At 37.4% G+C, this 22,599-nt stretch carries 18 protein-coding genes and 5 tRNA genes; 6 read left to right on the top strand and 17 right to left on the bottom strand.

Annotation, left to right across the window (positions count from 1 at the left end; all coding sequences use genetic code 11):
* Positions 1–47: 47 nt before the first annotated feature.
* From A6E03_RS02520 to pepA, 3 genes are all read right to left on the bottom strand, one after another.
* The gene (locus A6E03_RS02520) at positions 48–2,909 is read right to left on the bottom strand and encodes a valine--tRNA ligase (protein ID WP_065600113.1); all 2,862 of its coding nucleotides are present in this window, start codon (positions 2,907–2,909) and stop codon (positions 48–50) included.
* A 110-nt stretch (positions 2,910–3,019) separates the two neighbouring features.
* The gene (locus A6E03_RS02515; protein ID WP_065600112.1) at positions 3,020–3,463 is read right to left on the bottom strand and encodes a DNA polymerase III subunit chi; all 444 of its coding nucleotides are present in this window, start codon (positions 3,461–3,463) and stop codon (positions 3,020–3,022) included.
* A 95-nt stretch (positions 3,464–3,558) separates the two neighbouring features.
* On the bottom strand, positions 3,559–5,067 hold the full coding sequence (pepA, locus tag A6E03_RS02510) for a leucyl aminopeptidase (RefSeq protein ID WP_065594086.1): 1,509 nt from the start codon (positions 5,065–5,067) through the stop codon (positions 3,559–3,561).
* Positions 5,068–5,256: 189 nt separating this feature from the next.
* On the opposite strand from pepA, the gene lptF reads away from it, so the two are divergent.
* Positions 5,257–6,369, top strand: coding sequence for an LPS export ABC transporter permease LptF (lptF, locus tag A6E03_RS02505; RefSeq protein WP_065594085.1), 1,113 nt, complete (start codon positions 5,257–5,259; stop codon positions 6,367–6,369).
* Complete coding sequence (lptG, locus tag A6E03_RS02500; protein ID WP_065594084.1) at positions 6,362–7,438, top strand: LPS export ABC transporter permease LptG; 1,077 nt, start codon at positions 6,362–6,364, stop codon at positions 7,436–7,438. The genes lptF and lptG overlap by 8 nt, the downstream gene beginning before the upstream one ends.
* A 75-nt stretch (positions 7,439–7,513) precedes the next feature.
* Here lptG and A6E03_RS02495 read toward each other — a convergent pair whose 3' ends face one another.
* On the bottom strand, positions 7,514–7,978 hold the full coding sequence (locus A6E03_RS02495) for an RDD family protein (protein ID WP_065594083.1): 465 nt from the start codon (positions 7,976–7,978) through the stop codon (positions 7,514–7,516).
* Between the two features lie 179 nt (positions 7,979–8,157).
* Here A6E03_RS02495 and A6E03_RS02490 point away from each other — a divergent pair.
* From A6E03_RS02490 to A6E03_RS02475, 4 genes are all read left to right on the top strand, one after another.
* Positions 8,158–8,242 (top strand) — tRNA-Leu (locus tag A6E03_RS02490).
* A gap of 818 nt (positions 8,243–9,060) precedes the next feature.
* Positions 9,061–9,720, top strand: a complete 660-nt coding sequence (locus A6E03_RS02485) for a hypothetical protein (protein WP_065600111.1) — start codon at positions 9,061–9,063, stop codon at positions 9,718–9,720.
* 13 nt (positions 9,721–9,733) lie between these two features.
* Complete coding sequence (locus A6E03_RS02480; protein WP_065600110.1) at positions 9,734–11,539, top strand: hypothetical protein; 1,806 nt, start codon at positions 9,734–9,736, stop codon at positions 11,537–11,539.
* An 880-nt stretch (positions 11,540–12,419) separates the two neighbouring features.
* Positions 12,420–14,252: a hypothetical protein gene (locus A6E03_RS02475; RefSeq protein WP_065600109.1), complete on the top strand. Its 1,833-nt coding sequence runs from the start codon at positions 12,420–12,422 to the stop codon at positions 14,250–14,252.
* Positions 14,253–14,674: 422 nt separating this feature from the next.
* Here A6E03_RS02475 and A6E03_RS02470 read toward each other — a convergent pair whose 3' ends face one another.
* The 13 genes from A6E03_RS02470 to A6E03_RS02415 form a co-directional block, all read right to left on the bottom strand.
* A complete protein-coding gene (locus tag A6E03_RS02470) occupies positions 14,675–15,649 on the bottom strand; it encodes a bifunctional oligoribonuclease/PAP phosphatase NrnA (RefSeq protein WP_065594068.1) in 975 nt (324 codons plus the stop codon).
* 50 nt (positions 15,650–15,699) lie between these two features.
* The gene (locus A6E03_RS02465; RefSeq protein ID WP_065600108.1) at positions 15,700–16,461 is read right to left on the bottom strand and encodes an ETEC_3214 domain-containing protein; all 762 of its coding nucleotides are present in this window, start codon (positions 16,459–16,461) and stop codon (positions 15,700–15,702) included.
* A gap of 3 nt (positions 16,462–16,464) precedes the next feature.
* Entirely contained in the window at positions 16,465–16,626 is a 162-nt protein-coding gene (locus A6E03_RS20180) for a hypothetical protein (RefSeq protein WP_176703439.1), read from the bottom strand.
* A 26-nt stretch (positions 16,627–16,652) separates the two neighbouring features.
* Positions 16,653–18,233, bottom strand: coding sequence for a transglycosylase SLT domain-containing protein (locus tag A6E03_RS02460; protein ID WP_065600107.1), 1,581 nt, complete (start codon positions 18,231–18,233; stop codon positions 16,653–16,655).
* A 94-nt stretch (positions 18,234–18,327) separates the two neighbouring features.
* Positions 18,328–18,927 carry an LPP20 family lipoprotein gene (locus A6E03_RS02455; protein WP_065600106.1) on the bottom strand — a complete coding sequence of 200 codons (600 nt, stop codon included), beginning with the start codon at positions 18,925–18,927 and terminating at the stop codon, positions 18,328–18,330.
* Between the two features lies 1 nt (position 18,928).
* Entirely contained in the window at positions 18,929–19,933 is a 1,005-nt protein-coding gene (locus A6E03_RS02450) for a hypothetical protein (RefSeq protein ID WP_065600105.1), read from the bottom strand.
* A gap of 24 nt (positions 19,934–19,957) precedes the next feature.
* Positions 19,958–20,920: an LPP20 family lipoprotein gene (locus A6E03_RS02445; protein ID WP_065594063.1), complete on the bottom strand. Its 963-nt coding sequence runs from the start codon at positions 20,918–20,920 to the stop codon at positions 19,958–19,960.
* 422 nt (positions 20,921–21,342) lie between these two features.
* Positions 21,343–21,600: a DUF2999 domain-containing protein gene (locus A6E03_RS02440; RefSeq protein ID WP_065594251.1), complete on the bottom strand. Its 258-nt coding sequence runs from the start codon at positions 21,598–21,600 to the stop codon at positions 21,343–21,345.
* Between the two features lie 57 nt (positions 21,601–21,657).
* Positions 21,658–22,044 (bottom strand): diacylglycerol kinase, encoded by a 387-nt coding sequence (locus tag A6E03_RS02435; RefSeq protein ID WP_065594062.1) that lies wholly within the window; start codon positions 22,042–22,044, stop codon positions 21,658–21,660.
* Between the two features lie 153 nt (positions 22,045–22,197).
* A tRNA-Asn gene (locus A6E03_RS02430) sits at positions 22,198–22,273 on the bottom strand.
* A 6-nt stretch (positions 22,274–22,279) separates the two neighbouring features.
* Positions 22,280–22,355, bottom strand: a tRNA-Phe gene (locus tag A6E03_RS02425).
* 7 nt (positions 22,356–22,362) lie between these two features.
* Positions 22,363–22,438: transfer RNA gene (locus tag A6E03_RS02420), tRNA-Thr, on the bottom strand.
* Positions 22,439–22,508: 70 nt separating this feature from the next.
* Positions 22,509–22,584, bottom strand: a tRNA-Asn gene (locus A6E03_RS02415).
* Positions 22,585–22,599 lie beyond the last annotated feature (15 nt).

Raw genomic sequence — 22,599 nt, 5'->3', positions numbered from 1 at the left:
TTTTATGCATTACGATAATATCAACCTAATAAAGATAAAAGGCTTACTTATAGCGCAGCGATTGTTTCTTTTTGTGCTTCTAGCTTAACAAGAGTTTCGTTATAGCCATCTAGCTTTTCGCGTTCTTTAGCGATAACGACTTCAGGGGCTTTAGCAACGAAACCTTCATTACCTAATTTACCTTCGATACGTTTAATCTCGCCTTGGATCTTCGCTACTTCTTTATCTAAACGAGCAAGCTCTGCATCTTTATCGATAAGACCCGCCATTGGGATCATCAACTCAGACTTACCAACAAGAGACGTTGCACACGCTGGTGTTTCTTCCTTGTCTGCAAGTACTTTGATGCTGTCTAGTTTTGCTAGAGACGTCAGTACAATCTCATTGGCTTGAATACGTGCAGCGTCTTTTTCGTCAGCCACTTTAATCATCACATCTAAGCCTTTGCTTGGTGCGATATCGTATTCAGCACGTAAGTTACGGATGCTTGTAATGAAGGCTTTAACCCACTCAAGATCAGCCACTACATCAGCGTTGAAGTTTTCTTCATTAAACTGAGGTAATGCTTGAGTCATGATCGTTTCACCTTCAACACCATCAACTAGTGGCTTAACGCTCTGCCAGATTGATTCAGTGATGTAAGGAAGAATAGGGTGAGCAAGACGTAATGTCTTTTCAAGAACCGTGATCAATGTATAACGAGTAGCACGTTGTTGTGCTTCAGTGCCTTTCCAAAGAACCGGTTTAGTTAGCTCTAAGTACCAGTCACAGAATTGGTTCCAGATGAATTCATACAGTGTGTTAGCCGCCATATCTAGACGGTAGTTGTCTAGGTGAGCGTTAAACTCTTTTGCTGCAACTTCAAACTGAGATGCGATCCATTGATCTGCTAGTGAGAACTCAAGCTCTGCACCTTCAGTCATGCCACAATCGTGATCTTCTGTGTTCATCAATACGTAACGGCTTGCGTTCCATAGTTTGTTACAGAAGTTACGGTAACCTTCAAGACGTTTCATATCCCAATTGATATCACGACCTGTTGATGCCATTGCTGCAAGAGTGAAACGTAGGGCATCAGTACCGTATGGTTCGATACCGCCTTCAAACGTTTTACGCGTTGCTTTTTCGATCTTCTTAGCAAGTTGAGGTTGCATCATGTTGCCACAACGTTTTTCAACTAACTCTTCAAGGCCGATGCCATCGATCATATCGATAGGGTCAAGTACGTTACCTTTTGACTTAGACATCTTATCGCCGTTTTCATCACGGATAAGGCCCGTCATATAAACAGTTTTGAATGGTACTTGTGCATTGCCTTCTTCGTCTTTCACGAAGTGCATGGTCATCATGATCATACGAGCAACCCAGAAGAAGATAATATCAAAACCTGATACTAGAACTTCTGATGGGTGGAATGTTTTAAGTGCGTCTGTGTTTTCAGGCCAGCCTTGTGTACCGAATGTCCAAAGCGCAGAAGAGAACCATGTATCAAGTACATCGTCGTCTTGGCGAAGTACAACAACAGGTGCAAGGTTGTTTTTCTCACGAACTTCTTCTTCAGAACGACCAACGTAAACTTTACCGCTGTTGTCATACCAAGCAGGGATTCTGTGACCCCACCAAAGTTGACGAGAGATACACCAATCTTGAACATCACGCATCCAAGAGAAGTACATGTTTTCATATTGTTTAGGAACAAACTTGATTTGACCATCTTCAACCGCTTTAACAGCAGGCGCCGCAAGAGGGGCAGTACGTACGTACCATTGGTCAGTCAGCATTGGTTCGATAACAACACCACCACGGTCACCGTAAGGAACGGTTAAGTCGTGATCTTTGATCTCTTCAAGAAGACCCAGTTCATCAAACTCAGCTACGATAGTTTTACGAGCAGCAAAACGTTCCATGCCGTGATATTTAGCTGGAAGCTCAGCGCTGTATACATCACTTTCTTCACCGTTCGTTGTGAAGACTTCAGCAGTATCACGAATATCAGCGTTGAATGTTAGGATGTTGATCATTGGTAGGCTATGACGTTTACCTACTTCGTAATCGTTAAAGTCATGAGCTGGAGTGATTTTCACACAACCCGTGCCTTTATCCATGTCCGCATGCTCATCGCCTACGATTGGAATTAAACGACCAACGATAGGCAGTTCAATATGTTGACCGATCAGATCTTTGTAACGAGGATCTTCAGGGTTTACAGCAACACCGGTATCACCAAGCATGGTTTCTGGACGAGTAGTAGCAACGACAATGTAGTCTTTACCATCAGCCGTTTTAACACCATTTGCTAGTGGGTAGCGGAAGTGCCACATGAAGCCTTTTTTATCTTTGTTTTCAACTTCAAGATCAGAAATTGCTGTGTGCAATTTAGGGTCCCAGTTTACCAAACGTTTACCGCGGTAGATTAGGTCTTCTTCGAATAAACGAACAAACACTTCTTGAGTTGCTGCAGATAAACCATCATCCATTGTGAATCGTTCACGATCCCAATCGACAGAAGCACCTAGACGACGAAGTTGCTTTGTTATTGTGCCGCCTGATTCTGCTTTCCATTCCCAAATTTTGTCGATGAAAGCGTCACGACCGTAATCGTGTTTTGTTTTGCCTTCTTCAGCCGCAATCTTACGCTCAACAACCATTTGAGTTGCGATACCTGCGTGGTCGGTACCTACTTGCCAAAGGGTATTCTTGCCTTTCATACGTTCAGCACGGATAAGGGTATCCATGATCGTATCTTGGAAAGCGTGACCCATGTGTAGGCTACCAGTGACGTTTGGTGGCGGGATCATGATGCTATAAGCTTCTTTTGATGTATCGCCATGAGGCTTAAAGTAGCCTTTTTCTTCCCAAGTCTGGTACAGAGCTTGTTCTATTGATTGCGGGTTATATGTCTTTTCCATAGTGTTCGTCACGAATATCTCTATTAAAAAGTGGAATGTCAAATATCATAATTAATAGCTCAAGCAGATAATTATCTTTTAATTAAGTTACTTAGCTATGATGATTGACATTATTTTAGTGTCTCGGTTTGCATGGCTCGGCCTGCATTTCGGTATATTTTATACCTTTCTCGAGCGTGTTGTTTGCTTTTTTCTTCACAGGGAACGAAGTCTACCACTTGAGCAAAGGAAACCGCAAAACTTGCGACCTCTTGAGCTAAATTTATTAGCACATGTCGACGGCCGGATGAACGTAATGTTCCCCAGCCGATCTCAATCGGAGAGCCAGATTTAGGGCCTTCACCAATTAAATTATGTGGTGTAAATTCAGATACTTCGTTTTGCCAGAGCAGTTCATCAATTAATAACGCCTGGTCTTTATCATTACTTAAAATATAGACTCGAGCATTTTCAGAATAGTAGTAATGAGCAAGCTGACACACAAACTTTAGCAACCCTTCTTGAGTAGCTGTTGGTGATGTGGATTCAAGAACATAAAATAATGCTTGGCTCATAATCTCTCTTATTTTAATAACAACGTATATGACCATAAATTAGTCATTAAAAAAGGGCCCATATATAGGCCCTTTATATCATAAAATAAATTGGTTTATTCTACGTTTTCTTGGCCAGAGCGATTCAATAAGAATTGGACAAGCAATGAGACTGGTCGGCCGGTTGAGCCTTTATTTGCTCCAGAGACCCAAGCAGTACCTGCACAGTCAATATGAGCCCAGTGGTATTTCTTAGCAAATCGAGCAAGGAAACAACCCGCAGTAATAGTACCAGCGGCTTTGCCACCAATGTTAGCCATGTCTGCAAACGGGCTATTTAATTGCTCGTTGTATTCATCAGACATAGGTAAACGCCACGCACGATCCCCTGATTGTTCTGACGCATTAATCAGTTCATGAGCTAACGGATTATGGTTCGCAATTAACCCATTAATGTGGTGACCAAGAGCGACAACACACGCCCCCGTTAATGTAGCGACATCAATAACGCATTCAGGCTCATAACGGTCAACATACGTTAATGCATCACAAAGAACTAAACGACCTTCAGCATCTGTGTTTAATACTTCAACAGTTTGACCTGACATGGTGGTTAAAATATCACCAGGACGGTAAGAGTTACTGCTTGGCATGTTTTCACAACCAGCCAGTACACCAACCACATTTAATGGAAGGTTTAATTGAGCTAATGCTTTCATTGCGCCAAATACAGAAGCCGCACCACACATGTCGTACTTCATCTCATCCATACCATCACTTGGTTTGATAGAGATACCGCCTGAATCGAAAGTCAGACCTTTACCAATAAGGACAATAGGTTTTGCATCAGGATTAGGGTGACCTTTGTATTCCATTACCGACATCATAGATTCATTATGAGAACCTTGACCTACCGCTAAGTAAGACGTCATGCCTAGCTTTTTCATCTCTTCTTCACCGATAACCTTAGTGGTAACGGTTTCATAATCATCAGCTAAGCGGCGAGCTTGAGAAGCAAGATAAGCAGGGTTTGCAACATTTGGTGGCATGTTGCCTAAATCTTTTGATACTTTCACGCCAGAGGCAATCGACAAACCATGGTTAATTGCTTTTTCGCCTAAACTTAATTCACGACGAGTAGGTACATTGAAGACTAACTTGCGTAATGGGCGACGAGTTTCTGGTTTATTGCTCTTGAACTGATTAAAGGTATACAAGCTGTCTTTGGTTGATTCAACCGCTTGACGTACCTTCCAGTAAGTATCACGGCCTTTAACGTGTAATTCGGTAAGGAAACATACTGCTTCCATAGAGCCCGTTTCATTTAGTGTGCTGATGGTCTTTTTGATAATATCTTTATATTGGCGCTCGCCAAGTTCACGCTCTTTACCACAACCTACTAATAAAACACGCTCAGAAAGAATATTTGGTACTTGATGCAACAACAGCATTTGGCCTGGTTTACCTTCAAGGTCACCACGGCGAAGTAGTGAACTAATGTAACCGTCACTGATTTTATCTAGCTGTTCTGCGATTGGAGATAAACGACGTGGTTCGAAAACACCGACAACGATACATGCGCTGCGCTGTTTCTCTGGACTGCCACTTTTTACACTGAACTCCATGCGTACTCCTACATCCTAAAGACAAATAGAACTAAATGTTAGATAATGAGCAAAATCTTGTTAGATACTATACTATTGGTGTTCCGATTTCACAGGCTAACATTTAGCCAAAGATTAAAAAATAAATGGTTAACACGGAAATTATAGTGATTCTGGCAAAAATACAAGTTTTCTATAGGTAGATTCGACGTGATTATTATTAGATATTTGATCAAGGAAACATTAAAGAGCCAATTAGCGATCTTTTTTGTGCTGTTTTTGATCTTTATGAGCCAAAAATTTATACAGATTTTAGCCGATGCATCGGATGGAGATATTCCGGGGGGATTAATTCTATCATTAGTTGGCTATAACATGCCTGCAATGGGGTTGCTGATGCTGCCTCTGAGTATTTTTATTGGTATCTTGCTGACCTTCGGTCGCCTATATGCAGAAAGTGAAATTACGGTAATGAATGCGACAGGGATGGGGAATTCAATCCTTATTCGTGCAGCCTTATATCTTGCATTAATTACTGGTGGTATTGCCGCAGTTAACTCACTTTGGTTATCACCTTGGAGCCAAGAACAAAGCACCAAATTGATGGAAAATGTTGAGTCAGATGCTGGTGTTGAATTGCTGCAAAAAGGACAATTCAAACCGTCCCCAGACGGTAAAGCTGTTGTATTCATTGATGATATTAGTGATGACGGTGGTAAGCATCTTGTTAATATATTCCTAGCTCAGCCGGTTCCTAATGACTCATTAAGACCAAGTGTTTTGGTTTCAGAAAAAGGAAGGGTTAAGCAACTGAATGATGGTCGCCAAGTTTTAGTATTGGATAATGGGATTCGTTATGAGGGCATTCCAACTAGGCTTGATTATTTAGAAAGTAACTTTGAGTCTTATGAAGTTCTTATTGGCCAAAAAGAAGTTAAAGAAAAACGCAGAGATTGGGATGCATTACCAACATTAGATTTAATGAAGCGCCCTGAATTGGAAGCCAAAGCTGAGTTACAATGGCGTATTTCTTTAATTCTTTGTATTCCATTATTAACCATGGTGGTTGTGCCATTATCGGCCGTTAATCCAAGGCAAGGGCGATTTGCCAAATTAGCCCCTGCTATTTTATTATACCTTGCGTATTTCTTATCACTCAGTGCAGGTAAATCAGCAATAGAAGAGGGGAGTTTACATCCTTCTATTGGGTTGTGGGTCATTAATGTCGTGCTACTTTTTATTGGTATAGCATTGAATTCTATGGACAGTGTGTTTGTGAGAAAACTGAAAGATAAAATGCGGAGAAAACCAAAACATGTTTAAGATTTTAGATTGGTATATTGGCCGTACTATTATCGCGACATCGTCGCTGTGTTTAATTACGTTAGTCGGTCTGTCTTCAATCATTAAATACGTAGAGCAATTACGTAAAGTAGGTAAAGGGACATATGATCTTTTAGATGCGTTGTATTTTGTCATCTTAAGTATGCCACGTGATATTGAAATGTTCTTCCCGATGGCGGCTTTACTTGGAGCCCTCATTGGCCTTGGAATGTTAGCAGCAAGCTCTGAACTTGTTGTAATGCAAGCGGCGGGATATTCGAAGTTAGATATTGGTGTTTCTGTATTAAAAACCGCAATCCCACTAATGCTAATGGTGATGGCTTTAGGTCAATGGGGAGCGCCACAAGCCCAAAAAATGGCCCGAGATTTACGTGCATTTTCGGTTTCAGGGGGGAATATCGCCTCCATGAGAACGGGGGTTTGGGCAAAAGATGGCGATGATTTCATTTACCTATCACGTGTTGATGAACAAGCTAAGCTTTATGGCGTAACGTTATGGCAGTTTAATAAAGACAGAAAATTGAATGATATTATTTTTGCTCAAAAAGCTGAATATGAATCAGAAGAAGCGGGCTGGAAGCTAAGTGATGTCTCTATTACTCAGATGAAGGATGAGAGCGTGATTAGCGAGAAAAAGCTCGATCACCTCAATTGGACAACAACACTAACACCCGATAAATTAGCTGTGGTCAGTGTTAAACCAGAAGAGCAATCACTAACGGGTTTGTATCATTACGTTAATTATTTAAAAGATTCAGAATTGGATGCTTCTCGGTATGAATTGGCATTTTGGCGAAAAGCACTGCAACCCATCTCGGTTGCCGTAATGATGCTCTTAGCGCTTTCCTTTGTATTTGGCCCCTTACGAAGCGTTACAATGGGGGCAAGGATACTTTCAGGTGTGATTGCAGGGTTTAGTTTTTATATTTCTAATGAAGTTTTTGGCCCCATGACATTGGTTTATAACATTCACCCCATATTTGGTGCTTTAGGACCCAGTTTAGTATTCTTATTAATAACCATTGGGTTGTTAAATAGAAAGCTATAGCATAAATATAATAAACATAAAAAAGGAGATACTTAATCAGTGTCTCCTTTTTTTATATATCGAATAAGTGAGCGTTTATACCGCTTTATCTAATACAATTACGCGAGTTTTTGCCCAAGTATCTTGAAAAGCCGCATTGTCATGAGACATAAACACAAGAAGATTACCTAAACCAAATGCAGACGTAGACATGCGGATTATCGCTTGAGTTAATGTGATTGGAGAACCATCAAACTGTTGAACTTGTAGTTTCCAAGCGCGCATACCCAATGTTTGGCCTTGGCACCAAAAATAAGCAAAGAAACCAACAAAAACAGAAATGAGAGTGATTGGGTACAGATTGCTCCACATCGGATCATGGTTTAAATAAGAACTAACATCAGGGAATGAACCATAGCTGATGATACCTACGCCATATAGCATTTCAAGCGTTGCGACGATAACACCACCGGTTAACATCATAATCGCACTTATTATTAGGCTGTCGTAAAACCAAGCCCCCATGCGTCGTATAAATCCTGCTTGTTTTTGTGTCTTCATTTTTTCTTCCATAAATTTAAAAAACTAGCAGCAGTATAACGACAGAAGAGTTAAAAATGAAAAGTTGATTGTAAATAACTGTTGAATATTTCAGCAAACAATACAACAGAGTAATAAAGAGCTTGCGCGCCTATGATCTCTGAGTATAATCAACCACATCAAGCAGCAATGCTGATAAAGCCGGTATGGTGAAATTGGTATACACGAGGGATTCAAAATCCCTTTCCGAAAGGAGTGGCGGTTCAAGTCCGCCTACCGGTACCATATTTAAATGATAAAGCCTCGATGAAAATCGGGGCTTTGTTGTATCTGGCACAATGGAAATTGCAACTCAAAATACCTTACCTATTATCAACGAAAATCCATCCCAATAAACTCTCTTAATTAGCCCTGAAATTTTGCCCATGGTCCATCTATGGTTCATCACAAACAAAATCAGCTCTTAAAATAGTTCGAGTAAGCTAAAGGTTTCCTGATTTTAGCTGTATTCATAAGCTTGTATTACCAAGAGGACCATGACTGAATTTTCATGGTCGTACCATGGTGAATTTACGGTGTTATGATGATTTTTTCACGCTTTGTAGAAAAAGAATTGCTGTAGTTTTAAATCAATTTCAAATCTGGTAATGGTAGGAGTGCAACGTCACTACTATAAGAGATTATCCAGAATGACATCGTGTGATGATTCTACTATGTCATTACCCCCATAAGTATGAGAGTAAAGCAAAGCTAAATAGTAACAATGTATATATTACTATAACTGGTTCTGAAATTCTTCTTACGATTTCGCTTATGTGCTGTGTTGTCAATGATCTGGTAATCGTAGGAGTAAATATTAGGGTACTTTATTCAATGTACTTGGAAAAAAGATTTTGGATGTGAATGATTGAATTATAAGCAGTTAAATTTGGGGGATTTTGAATTGCAATGCATATCACATTCATTGTAATTGTTTTCTTATATCTTCTTGAGAAATGTTGGTATCAATATTTTTGACGGGATTGCGAATAATTTATAGGTACTGATCCTCAGGTTTTTAAGTTGAACTGGTATATCAACTATTTGTATTTTGGAGATTATTAATGAGCTTCTGGAAAAAGGTAATAGGCGGAGCAGTGATTGGTGTAGGTGCTATTGCAGCTGCTCCTTTTACTGGTGGTGGTTCAATTTTAGGTGCAGCAACACTTGCTAGTTCATTAGCTGGAGCAAGTGCTGTTGCCGCAGGAGCTGGAGTTGCTGGAGCAGCAGCGGGTGCTGCGTTGGATTCGAGAAGTAAAGGCAAGCAGCAAAAAGATCTTGAACAAGCTCGCCAACAAGGTAAGCAAAAGTCAGACGCTGAGAATGCTCTCGCCTTAGATAAACTGCGAGATGAATTGGCGGTGATTTTACGTGATATTGAGGTGAGAGAAAGCTTCTTGCTAACTGCGTTCGCAGTAGGTATTTGTGCAGCAAATGCGGATCATGAAATTTGTGGTGACGAGCGCGCAGAACTTGTCGAACTTGTTGCGGGTCTAGGTAAAGAAAACGTTTTATCTAAGGCAACACTGCAGCGATTGGATGTTTGGTTTAACAACCCGCCGAATCTCAACACCGTGTGGCAAATGATTGAACAGAACAACTTCAATGATCCTAGACATATCGCCATCTTTGATAAGATCGTGCACATGGTGATATGGGCTGATGATGAGCAAAACACTCATGAAGAAGAGTTCATTGAAGCTTGGAATAGTTTAGCGGCTTAAGGTTGAGGTTGTTATGAATGATTTGCACAAACTAAAAGCAAGAAGAGCCAAACTACGTCAACTTGAAAAAAGTTCGCATATACGTTCTGTACCTAATAATGTCGATACTAATCGACATTTAGAGGGTAATGTTGACCAAGGCACCCTTGACTTTTCCGATATGTCTCAAGAGTATTCAAAGCGCATTCAAAATGCGGATGTGTCTGTTTCTCGTGAAGAGGTGCAAGCGTTATTCAAATCTTTTGATGACCACATTGATTCACTCGATCATATCTTGGAACCCGTTTTTTTAAGCTTACTAGATGGAACGATGCGAGCTTTCAAAATAGGAACGAAACAGGGGATCACTGCGACTCGATTGTATAGTGAGTGTAAATCATTCAGTTACGACAAACCCAAAGATCATGCTCCGATGCTCGATAGCTACACCGAGTATTTAAATGAACAAGAATTTATCAAGAAGCATGATAGTAGAGCTAAATACAACGGTGGAAATTTAGTTTATAGCAGCAATGACATTACGATAAACATGCGTGATGGTTCAAAAATGAGTGAAGCTCATAAAAAACACTTTAACGGAGAGCGAACAGTCGCTGATGGATATGATGGTCACAAAGATATTTATGAAAGCGGCACTCATGCAAAAGGTGTTGAAAAGTATAGTCAAAGGACGGAAATCGACCACGCAGTCCCGTGTGCAGTGATCTGCAATAACCTAAAACAAAACAAAGCACTTACAGATTCAGATATTAAAGACATCATTAATTCTGAAGATAATCTGGTCGCCACTAGCTTTGAAAACAATCGCGGCAAAGATATTGGTAAATCTGATAAGACAGAGGCTCATCTAAGAGAAGAGATTGACAAAGGTTACATTATTAATAAAAAGGGGAATAAAGTTCGCGATCTTACCGATGAAGAATTGATAGTTAGACAAAACATGGCGAACAAAATGAATAAGGTACAAAAAGAGATAGACTTAAAAACGAATGATATCGTACTAAACAATTTATTCTCAACAGACTCAACCATTAAAAAAAATGCCGAAGATGAGTATGATTTATTCAAATCAAACCGAGGTAAGAAAATAAATAATAAGAACAAGCAAAAGTACGTAGATAAAAAACTTCAAGATAGAAAAGAAATTCGAACCAGAATGGCAAAAGACGCAGGAAGTGCTGCGGCAAATCAATCACTCGGAGACATCATTATCTTCATGATTAAACCTTTGTATTATGAACTAAAAGATTGTCTTGTGCAGGGTATAGAAAGAGGTGTCAATGCCAAGTCATTTAAATCTGCTCTGTCCATTCGCATGAAAAGAATGAAGACACACATTCTTGTTCAGGCCGGAACTTCGCTGAAAGATGGCATGTTCTCATTTATTAAAAATTTTATTTCCATGCTATTGGAAGGCATAGTAAATTGCTTTGTTGGTGTATTCAAAAATATTGTTCGCATGATTAAAGAAGGGATAAAAATCCTCATGCAAATCGGTCCAGTGCTGATGGATAACAACAAAACGATGGAAGAAAAAGGCGATGCACTACTCAAACTTGCCGCCAGTTCACTAACAATTCTTGCCAGTATTGGTATTGAAACATGGCTCAATTCTATTAATATCGGCGAACCATGGTCGATTATCATCTCGTCCATATTAACCGCTGTATTGACTGTGTTGACTATGTATATTCTTGATAAGATGGATTTTTTTGGTCTTAAAAAAGAAGCAAGATTGAATCGTATTGATGAGATGCTCGCACTCAAAGCTGATGAAAGTAAGAATGAGATGTTTACTATGGTCAATGGCCTTGCTTAATTTTCACTCTTGGTAGATGAGTATTGAGTGTACTTGAATTCAATTTCAAACCTTGATAATGATAAGAGTGTAGAGCGATGACAATCAGGGGTTATCATGCGTCATTGTCTGCTGAATGTTTTGGAATATTTTTGGTGGGATGGTTTCAATAATCGCTGGTGGAATTACAGCAATGTATCTATTCCTACATTCATAATCGGAAATTTAGCTCTAAACATAGATATGCTGCTAGTTGGTAGAAAATTACTGATACTAAACTCTTGTGTTTGAATATGGTCAAACGAGATAGGGCTATGAGAGGCTGCTTGCGCTATTAAACAGTGAATTTCATGCAGGGTAGTTATCATGGATTTCGGTATGGATATAACGTCTAGTGATTGTGCATACTCGGAATTAGCGAAGCGTTAAGGATTCAAAATCCCTTTCCGAAAGGAGTGGCGGTTCAAGTCCGCCTACCGGTACCACATTTAAATGATAAAGCCTCGATGAAAATCGGGGCTTTGTTGTATCTGGCACAATGGAAATTGCAACTCACTTTTCTTTTCTCGTTACCAACTCTTCTGCCTTTATTAAACTCCCGTTATCAGCTGCTAATTCTGCACGATGGTCTATCTATGGTTCATCATAAACAAAATCAGTTTATGCTTCCAATTGTTAGGTGCCACTTCTTACTTCGGAGTTGAGTTTACGTTTTTCATGTATTGTTTCTAATTTTGGTAAAACAATAAACTCTCTTTCGGAGTGTGATTTATATTTGAATTTTTGAATTCAAGTGATTGAAAAAAAGTAAATTATATTTTTTTAAATTGGTTTCTGATGTAAATTAGCTGAATTTTTTGTTATTAAAATCCTTATAATTAATCATACTAAAAGGCAAAGAATGAAATTATCTAAAACGCTTCTTGCAACATCAATTATATCAATATTATCTTTATCTTTATCTGGTTGTGGAGGTAGTGATGATGAATCTCCATCAAAAAATGAATTTGTAAAAACAATTAAAGTAATTGATGGATATTTATCAGAGGCAGAAATTTGTATTGATGAAAATAAAAATGGTATATGTGAGACTAGCGAAAAGGCAGGTTACACTAAAGAAGATGGTTCTTTTAGCCTAACAGAGACACAATTAAATTTACCTATTATTGCTAATGTTATTTCTGGTAAAACTAAGGATAGTGATATATCAGGTTTGCCAGTTTTACAAAGTTATTCAATGATAGCATCAGGGCAAGAGTCTGTTGTTACACCATTTACAACATTAGCAAAAAGAAAAAACATATCAACATCAGCTTTAGCTTCAGAACTTGAACTACCAGAGAGTGTTATAGCAGGTGATTATATCGAATTAAAAGAAGATGATACTGATGGTATTAAAGCTCATTATATTGCACGAGCACTTGCTGCAGCAAAAATGCCAACGGATCTTGATATAGTTGATAAAATTGTTAAAGAAAGTAAAACTCGTATATTGCATAGTGTAAATAACAACACATTACTTGAATTGGATAATAAATTACTGATTATTGATAGTGATGGTAAGTTTGTTGAAAAAGAACAAATTAAAAATTTAGAGCAACACTTAGTTGAAAAAAATAGCTGGCATAATGGTAGTTTAAATACACATTTCCTTTTAGAAGATGGAGTTCAAAAAGTCTCGTTTAAAGATGGGTCTATACATTTTTATCATAATGATGGTAATGTAAAAGAGTCTATTAAATATCAATTAGAAGGTAATAAACTCTATACAATTATTGATAATCAAAAAGATGAAAGTGATGAGTTTGTTTATACTTCAGATAAATTATTATTAAGTATTGCTGAAGGTGTTGGTGATCTTATTTTTTGGACTGAAGATGATTTAAGTGGGTCCTTTAGTGCTTCAAATATGACAGAGGATATGTTCAAAGGTAAAACATGGTATTACTTAGCTGATGACTCAACAAATGGGCAGCCAAAAATCGTATTAATTGAACTGTCATTTTCTAATAAAGAGATGGTGATAATTAAAGAAGGTGATGAGGTTCAAGAGGGCACATGGTCGATTGTTTCAGAAACAAATGAATTTGGTACGCATGCCAATCTAGAGATAGAGTTATCAACGGGTGATGATCCAATGTCATTAATGTTAGTAACTGAAGGTAATGAATTACTGCTTACATCTGAGGGCGAAAATAAAGACCAATACTCTATTTTGACTAAAGATAAAGATATTATTCACGGAATTTATGATGTTGCTTTTGATGTAGGTCCTGATATTGATATTCCACCAGAGAATGTATGTAAAAACCCAATATTATGGAATGGACCAATCAGTATTCAAATAACTTTAGATGCTGGAAGAAATAAAGTGATTTTTCAAGATGAAATCCCTGACAGTGGTACTCCAGCATATCATTTTGAATTTGATTACGGTTTACGTGCTGAGATATTAGATATTGACGTAGAAGATTTAAGAAGTGGTGCTATCTTTACCTATTCAGGAGAATCTAAAGCAGCAAATATTGGTATGTCTAGCTATATTGGATATATGAACCCGCCGACTTTATTCAATGATCCATTAATATATACAGCTGCATTTACATTACCAAATGGAGATGTAATTACAGAAAAATTTGTGTCTGATGATATAGAGTTACCAAACTTTAATTTTGAGATATTGGATTGTCAAGATACCGGTTATTATGAGTTTAAGATTGAAAATTATAAATGATTCTAGTTTGAAAATAATTTCGAGTGGTTGCTTATACACGAAACTAGCGAAGCGTTAAGGATTCAAAATCCGTTGCCTTTATAGCGTAACGCTATGATTCATATGTATTGATTAAATCGCTTTTCAGAGTGGTTTAGTCCTAAGCTCTTGTGATGAACTATGGTCAAACGAGATAGGGCTATGAGAGGCTGCTTGCGCTATTAAACAGTGAATTTCATGCAGGGTAGTTGTCATGGATTTCGGTATGGATATAACTTCTAGTGATTGTTCATACACGGAATTAGCGTAGCGTTAAGGATTCAAAATCCCTTTCCGAAAGGAGTGGCGGTTCAAGTCCGCCTACCGGTACCACATTTAAATGACAAAGCCTCGATGAAAATCGGGGCTTTGTTGTATCTGGGATATCAATAATTATGATTAAATTAGCTTAACACTAAGTTTGGTTTAAATAAGTCATAGATATACTCAACAGAGTTACAGTGTAGAGAAGAGCTATTTAATACACCTCCTGCCATATGTGAATGCCCTCCACCAAAGCCTATTCCGCTATCATTTAATGTATTTCTAATGATTTTTTCTACGTTGTTTTTGTTGCATTCAGATCGTAGTGATAAATAAGTTCTTTCATTGCATTGTGCGCTTAAAACAACAATATCAATTTCGTGGACACTCAGTAAAAAATCCCCTAGAACACCAAGCATGTTTTTAGAGCAGCCTTTAGGTAGAGAGGAAAAAGCAGCATTCCCTTCTCGCTTCATTGTGCTGATCAAAGATTCAAAGAGCATCAGTTCATCTAATTCGATTTGATTGCGACAAATACGATGCACTAAATCAGTGTTAGCTTTGCTTTGTAGAGTGAATAGAGCTTGAAGATCTTGAGGGCTTACAGCACGAGTAAAGTTAGCAGTATCAAAAGATAAACCAACTAATAAGGCTGTCGCTATGTCTGTTGGAATGCTAATTTTAAAGTACTTAAAATATTCCACCATAATCGTTGCGGTTGAGCCGTAATTACTGCGTATATCAGAATACCAAACAAAATTAGGAGCAGTAACATTATGATGATCAATAACACCTACCTCCAAGCCTGGAAGATCAGTGATGTTTTTTTCTCCAATACAACCATCAACAATAATAATTTTATCGTCAGGTTGTAAGTTTAATAAGTGGGTTTCGATAGCGGGTATTGATAATAAATTGATCATGTTTTTTAAAGAAATACGATCAATATAACCTTGATAGGTGATGTAAGGGTTATGACCAAGTTCTTTTAATAGGTAAGCAAGTGCGAAAGCAGAAGAGATAGCATCATGATCAGGAAAATCATGTGCTTGTATGATGATTCTTTTATTGGTTTTTAATTTTTTTAACAGTTGTTCAAATTCTAAATTAGCCATTGTTATTCTCAAATTAAGGCTACGAAAACATCGTAGCCTTAAGGCAGGATTTATTTGTTTATCAGTCTATATTCTGAATTAGATAAGATAGCGTCTTCTAGAGTGGCTAAGTTGAGAGTGCTATAGCCGTAGAAGTTAGGCTTTACGTTTTTCCTAATATTTTCTATTGTCTTAACTACATTTTCATCTAGCATTTGGGCGTCAGCTAAATCAGAAAGACGCTTTCTATTTTCGTCTGATAAAGGCAGCAAAAATTCGCTAAACCCACTAATAGAGGAGTACAGGTAGCCAAAATCACCACCATTATTTTCTTCTATATAATAATTACCTGTTCTTGCATAAGAAGATCGGATGTCATTAACACTTTCTATTTTATGCAAAGGTTGCTCGAAGAATGAACTGCCTCCAGCGTGTTCTAGCGTGTTAGGTTGAAAACCTTTATTAGGAAAGACTAAAAAGGCAACAATGGCATCATCACGAGTGATTGCAGATAAAATAAATTGCTTGTCTGAATAATATTTTATCGTATCGCCAGAACTCGATTTTTTTATGTAAACCGGAGCACCAAACGTCTCATCTAGAACCCCAGAAGAGGCTCGAATATAAACTCTCTCTAGTTTATTGTGAGAGGGTATATCTGTTAATTGAGATAAACCGAAATCTGTCATTTTATCTAATGCATCAAAGGTATCGTTGAACCCCCCTAATGCAATTGAGACGACTGAGGCCAAGGCGATAGTTCGAGTCCACTTTTCTTGAACTTGTGTTTTTAGCGTAGACGCAGTTGTTTCTTCTATATCATGTGTAGTCATTACTTACCCTTTAATCTCTTCTATTTTATCTAAGAACAGCGTTTCTACTTTTTCTTGAATACTTTTAAATGTGTCTGTTTCAATGATGGCTTCTACTTCATCGCTGTAATTAATCCCGATATAAATACCGAAACAGATGAAAATTAATGGAAAAATCTTAAACATAAATGGCCTATATTTGGTTCTTGTTATTAACGATATAAATCAATTCGCGAATTCACTTTTTTGAGATAATTTTTCGTTTCGTCATAAGGAAGATTTTTGATTAAATGCTCATAAACTTCATTTGGAGACATTTCATTTATTACGGTGGAAGCTCGCTTTATATTTGTGGATTTATTGCCATTGAAGGCTTTAGCTACATTACCTGCACCCGTGTTATAGGCTGCGATCACACAATATAAGCGGCTTTCACTGTTTTTAATCGACTTTAAGTAACGATTATTCAAAATATGTAGATAAGCAGTACCTGTTTCTACGTTAATTATTGGCTTATATAGGTCTGCCGAGTTCATTGGTGCATCAATGTTTCTCATTTGTTTATTTACATCATGGCCTGCACTTGATGGTACAACTTGCATTAAACCAAAAGCAGGAACATGAGATTTGGCGTCAGGACGAAAAGCAGATTCACTGTGCATAATAGCCATGACTAAAGCGGCATCAATTTCCCAGTTTTTACTTTCTTTTTCAGCTAATTCTTTATATTGAGAAGCTCGCTTTTTAAGGCTATTTTCTGGTAGCTTGACCTTATAATTAACGATTTTTTTAGTTGTTTCTTTTGGTACATTGACTATAGTAGCTGGCTTTTTCTCTGGAATTGATACTGGAACTTTTGCTGTTTCTACTGTTGTTATTGGCTTTGCAATTGGCTTTATATTCTCTAAATTTAACTCTTTGCTTTTATCGGTTGTATTTGAAGTAATCACATTTTCTTTTTGGATTTGCTGTTGTTCTTTTATTTGCGATAGGTCAGTTGTAACTGATGGTTTTACGCTCTTTTTCTTTGTTGTAACGTTAGCAATAGTCGTGCTTTCTTCATTAATCGTTATTTTTTCTTCAGGGATACCATGCTTTTCTCTCATGGCCTTGTAAATTTTTGATTGGGCGTTTATTCGTTCTTTGGATTGAAGAATAAGCGCCATTTTTTTCTTATAAGCTCGCTCATAAATATAGGAATTAGGGATCCCCGTATTTGAGTTAATTAAGAGTTCAGCTTGTATGTCTAACTCATTCATTTGTTGCTGAGTTTGAGTGATAATAAATTGAGATTCTATTTTTTCTTTACTTGAAGAATAGAGATCTTTTTCTTCTTCGGCTTTTACATTTTTAAGATCTAAAATTTGCCCATCAATTGATGATGGCGCTTTTTCTGTCAATTTTTGTATGTCATCTGAATTGTAGTTTTCATCGATAAGTAAAGAGACAGACATTGTATTTGATTCATAGTCGATGACGGTTTTGGTTTGTCCATCTTGAGAATATTCTACCTTTTTGGTTTTATCTGAAACTTCACCTTCACCCCACGATTCAATAAGCTGAGCTCGTTGAATATCTAAATCTTTGGTGTATTGATCTCTCCAACTTTCATATTGATCTAAGTAAGCATTCACATAAGCATGAAATTCTGCGACTTTTTCTGAGTGAGGTTGTTTTTGTTTGGCTACCGCTTTATCAAGATCTGAAAATTTATCATCAGCAAAAGCGGTATTAAAAGTAAGTATGGAGACAATAGCGACTACAGCTGTATTTTTTGCTACCGAATTAGACATGAATATTATCCTGAGTTTGAAATAGATAGGGTAGAAAGGTAAAAGGCTACCCGCAGGTAGCCTTTTAATTAAGCGAGGCAATTCATCAAGATGATTATTGCTTCAATGACTCTAGAGCTTTTGCTAGATCATCGGCAGCCTGTTCGTTATTGAATTGATTCCAAAGAGCTGAGTCGTCATTAGTGACTTCATCGACTATTTTGTTCACATTCATATCGTAAGCAGATTGGTCCATCCCCACAAGTACGTATAAACCACCTGAAGGGCTTGTTTGACTCACGATTAAACGGCTATTTGTTAGTGTGCGAGTAACTACATTTTTTGTAATACTTTCAAACGTTTCTAGAACTTGTTCATTTGAACCTAAAGCAGTTGTTGTATCAACGCTGCCTTCAATTGCTTGTTTGAACATGTTGTTTATGTCAGTTTGAAATTGAGAAGCAAGAGCTACTCGAGCATTGTTTGATGCAATTTTACGCATGATAGTCATGCCCGCAGCACTTTTCTTTGCATAACCAGTCGCGCCAGCAGCAAGATCTTTTGGCATTACATCACAGATCCAAGCTGGAGCTTCAACTGTTGGGCTATCAGGGAAAGTACAAGTGGCAAAAGTTTGAGTTTCTTTTACTGTTTGAGTGCTTGAACAGCCTGCTAAAGTGGCCATTATTGCTGTAGCGATAAATAATTTTTTCATATTATAGTGGTACACCGTATCTGTTTGCTTGACACTCTAAGTCTAAAAGTGAACATTTTTTAGGCTCTAGTTTTGCTTGGTTGCCTTTTTGTACTTTTAATGCAACTTCTTCATCAATAGACACCCAAGAGTAAGTTGGCTTGATACCGTGTTCAGGGATATCAACAACTTCACCTTCGCCAATACCAAACGTCTCAACTTCACCTTCTTCATTTTTCATTGCTTTAGAAAATTGAACGCTTAGACCTGGAGAAACTTTTTTGTTCTGACCCATGGCTACTTTTACCATGTTGCCTTCTTCGCACTGACGAAGTTCCATGATTGGTGCACTTGGAGCTAATAAATCTTTTAGATCATGAGTATGTTCAACTGACTCGGCACCAGCTTTACTTGCTAATGCAGTGTATTGAGCTGTAGACATTGGGCATGATGAACTGCGAGTTTCAGTTATCATGTACTCATCACCAGATAATTCAATACGTTTAACTAGTTCCATGCTCGGTAATGAAACAACTTTTGCAATTGCTTTTACATCGACTTCATAACTGCATTTTGCAGGTACGTGTTTCGTTTCACCGTCATCATTTTCGTAGCTGTAAGCTTCTTGATATGATTTGCTAAAATCAGTTGAAACAATTTCAGTTAAAATTGCATAATCAGCGACAGGTACACCTTTACTGTTATAGCGACCACTTTGCTCTGCAAGTTTGATCTCACCTTTTAGCTTATTAGCCAGTTTACGATCAACTAAGTTTGCGCCAGAATTAGCTACTTGATCTTCTAATGCATTACGAATAACTGATTTAACTTTTTCATTTGAACTATCTTTAAATTCAGCATCAATAGGTAAAATGATAACTTTTAAGTCTTCTGTTGAAGGCATTTGTACATCTGCAGTCTCAATGTTAACGCGAGTATCTGGTGTACAAATGGCATCTGGTCCAGTGAGACTACAGCCAGGTAATATGATTAACAAAGTGGTAGCTAAAAGTGTTTTTTTAAACATGAAAAGGTTGCTCCAAGAGTTTTATTATTGATTTATACCAAGGGATTTCCATAATCCGTCGTCATCAATTTGTTGTGCAAAATGACGGCTAGCACCTTCATTTGCCATTTTATAGCCAGTCACTGAATTACCAGAAGAGATAATCTCGTTACTTGAGATTATTTTCCCTTTTTTATTAGTTATTTTTATCTCGGTTATAAGTGTAGAGATATAAGCATCACCAACAATGTTTTTTCGGTGTTCACTTATCAAGCTTAAATAATGGGTTGTATATTTATTATAAGTACGAGTTGTAGCTATTTTCTCAGACGAAAATTTATCACTTAGTAGTGATGCAGTCTTCTCATTCATATTATTTGATTTGATCTGAATAAGAAGTGAGCTTTTAACCGTATTTAATTTCAATAATAATTCATCAAGAGGTTTTGTATTAAAACTCTCTTTCGGAGCCACTACAGAGAGCATTGCTATTCTCACCAATGCATCTTTTTTAAGGTTTTGACTATTTTGATTGTTTAGCCACCACAATAATGTGTCTGAATGCTTAAGGGCTTTTAATTGAGATTCTGCATTTTGATTAAGTTGTTGTAATTCTGATATAAGTTGTTTTTTTATCAGAGGTTTTTTCACTCTAGCTTCAACAAAAGAGCCGAGTTCGTTTTCTTCTGATTTTAGATATTCGACACCATTAAGTGTGAGTTTTGCCGTTTTTGTATTTATTTTATTATCAACTAAACTGTTTGATGTACTATTCCCATTATTATCTTTAGCTACATCGCGCATGTAGAAAGATGAATCAACTTGCGTCCATAGTTTTTCGTTAATATTATTAATAGCTATTTTTTTTGCATGACTCAAGCTTCGTCCTTGAGCTACAGAATAAATATATAACTCTGTATCTGAATTGCTTTTTGTATACCATACTGGTTTTTCTGTTGTTGCACACCCTGATATTAAAATTGATAAAATTAAGATTATTCTTTTCATTGGTTTAGCCCTAAGTTTATGGAGTGCAATTCTATAAATTGTTTTTTGGTATCATATACTGGAATGTTTTATTTTCATAATGTTATAAGTGTGCGTTACATCATATTTTTATTCTTAATTTTTATATTTATTAATAAGAAGTTAATTGTAAGGTACTACTTTGGTGTTATTTAATTTAAATGTTGCGAGTTCTTTATTTTTTTGGTTGTTTTTGGGTTGTGTTGGTTTTTTATTTTTGAGTAAAAAAGCTAATAAGTAATTTTGAAATGGGATGGCGGTTGTATATTGTGGCTAAATTAGCCATAAATATGTATATATTCAGAGGGGGAAGCTATAGGGAGGTTGTCGTAATTAAATTGTCATGAATAATATAAAAAAGCCCCGACCGAAGTCAGGGCTCTATTGTGAACAACTGAAAAGATTTATTGATTCTCTTCAAGCTTTGCTTTTGCTTCTTCTACTTTTGAAAAATCCAAACCTAGTTCTTCTACGGCTTCTTTAATCAAGCTTGGGTTTGTCATTACTTGCATCATTAATGGCTGAAGTTTTTCTTGTGGAATACCTAAGCTTTGGATTGTTGCAATCGCAGCTAATGGATTTTGTGTTAGAGCTTGAAATACTTCTGCGATTTTTTCATCACTGACATTGTGTTCTTTTAGTGTTTGAATAATAGGGTTCATTAACATCTTCCTCTTTAAAATGATTACTTTCTATTTATCTATTCAAGATAAATAGAATTATAAATAGTGGTTACCTAGGATCATTAGCCAAGTAAAGCCAGCAAAGCCCAGAGCGACAAACACAGCGGCGGAACCAATATCTTTAGCTCTACCACTTAATTCATGATGCTCAGAGCCAATACGGTCAACAACGGCCTCTATGGCTGAATTTAGTAGCTCTACGATAAAGATCAAAACGAAGACACCAATTAATAAAATTTGCTCTATCGTAGATACATCAAGTAATAAGGCGATAGGGGTGGCGATAACTAACATCGCGAATTCTTGACGAACAGCGGCTTCATGCTTAAATGCGGCTTTTAAACCTTGAATCGAAAACCCTGTGGCTTTAATTACTCGTTTAATACCAGTATTGTCTGGTTTACCTGATGGAGTTTCAGTCATGGTGTAACCTTTGTGAAATAAATGATCTCAATCCCTGTTGTATCATAATGATAGTATGTTTATGGGATTGGTAGGGTAGGGGGTATGGTAGTGGTGAGCTTATTAAATAACAAGCATAAAAAAAGCCTCATCAAAATGATGAGGCTTTTAATATGGCTCCCTTTGCTGGACTTGAACCAGCGACATACGGATTAACAGTCCGGCGTTCTACCAACTGAACTAAAAGGGAATTATATGGTGCCTCGAGGCGGAATCGAACCACCGACACGAGGATTTTCAATCCTCTGCTCTACCGACTGAGCTATCGAGGCAAAAAAATGGTGCCGACTACCGGAGTCGAACTGGTGACCTACTGATTACAAGTCAGTTGCTCTACCTACTGAGCTAAGTCGGCACACTTATTTTTTTGCTATTGCTGGATAAACCAACAACCTTGAACCTTTATAAAAACAGGCTCTTTAATATGGCTCCCTTTGCTGGACTTGAACCAGCGACATACGGATTAACAGTCCGGCGTTCTACCAACTGAACTAAAAGGGAACAGATTTTGTGTTC

This window comes from Aliivibrio sp. 1S128, assembly GCF_001691065.1.
In the GTDB taxonomy this organism is placed as follows: domain Bacteria; phylum Pseudomonadota; class Gammaproteobacteria; order Enterobacterales; family Vibrionaceae; genus Aliivibrio.
This window is presented reverse-complemented; position numbering and strand designations above follow the sequence as displayed.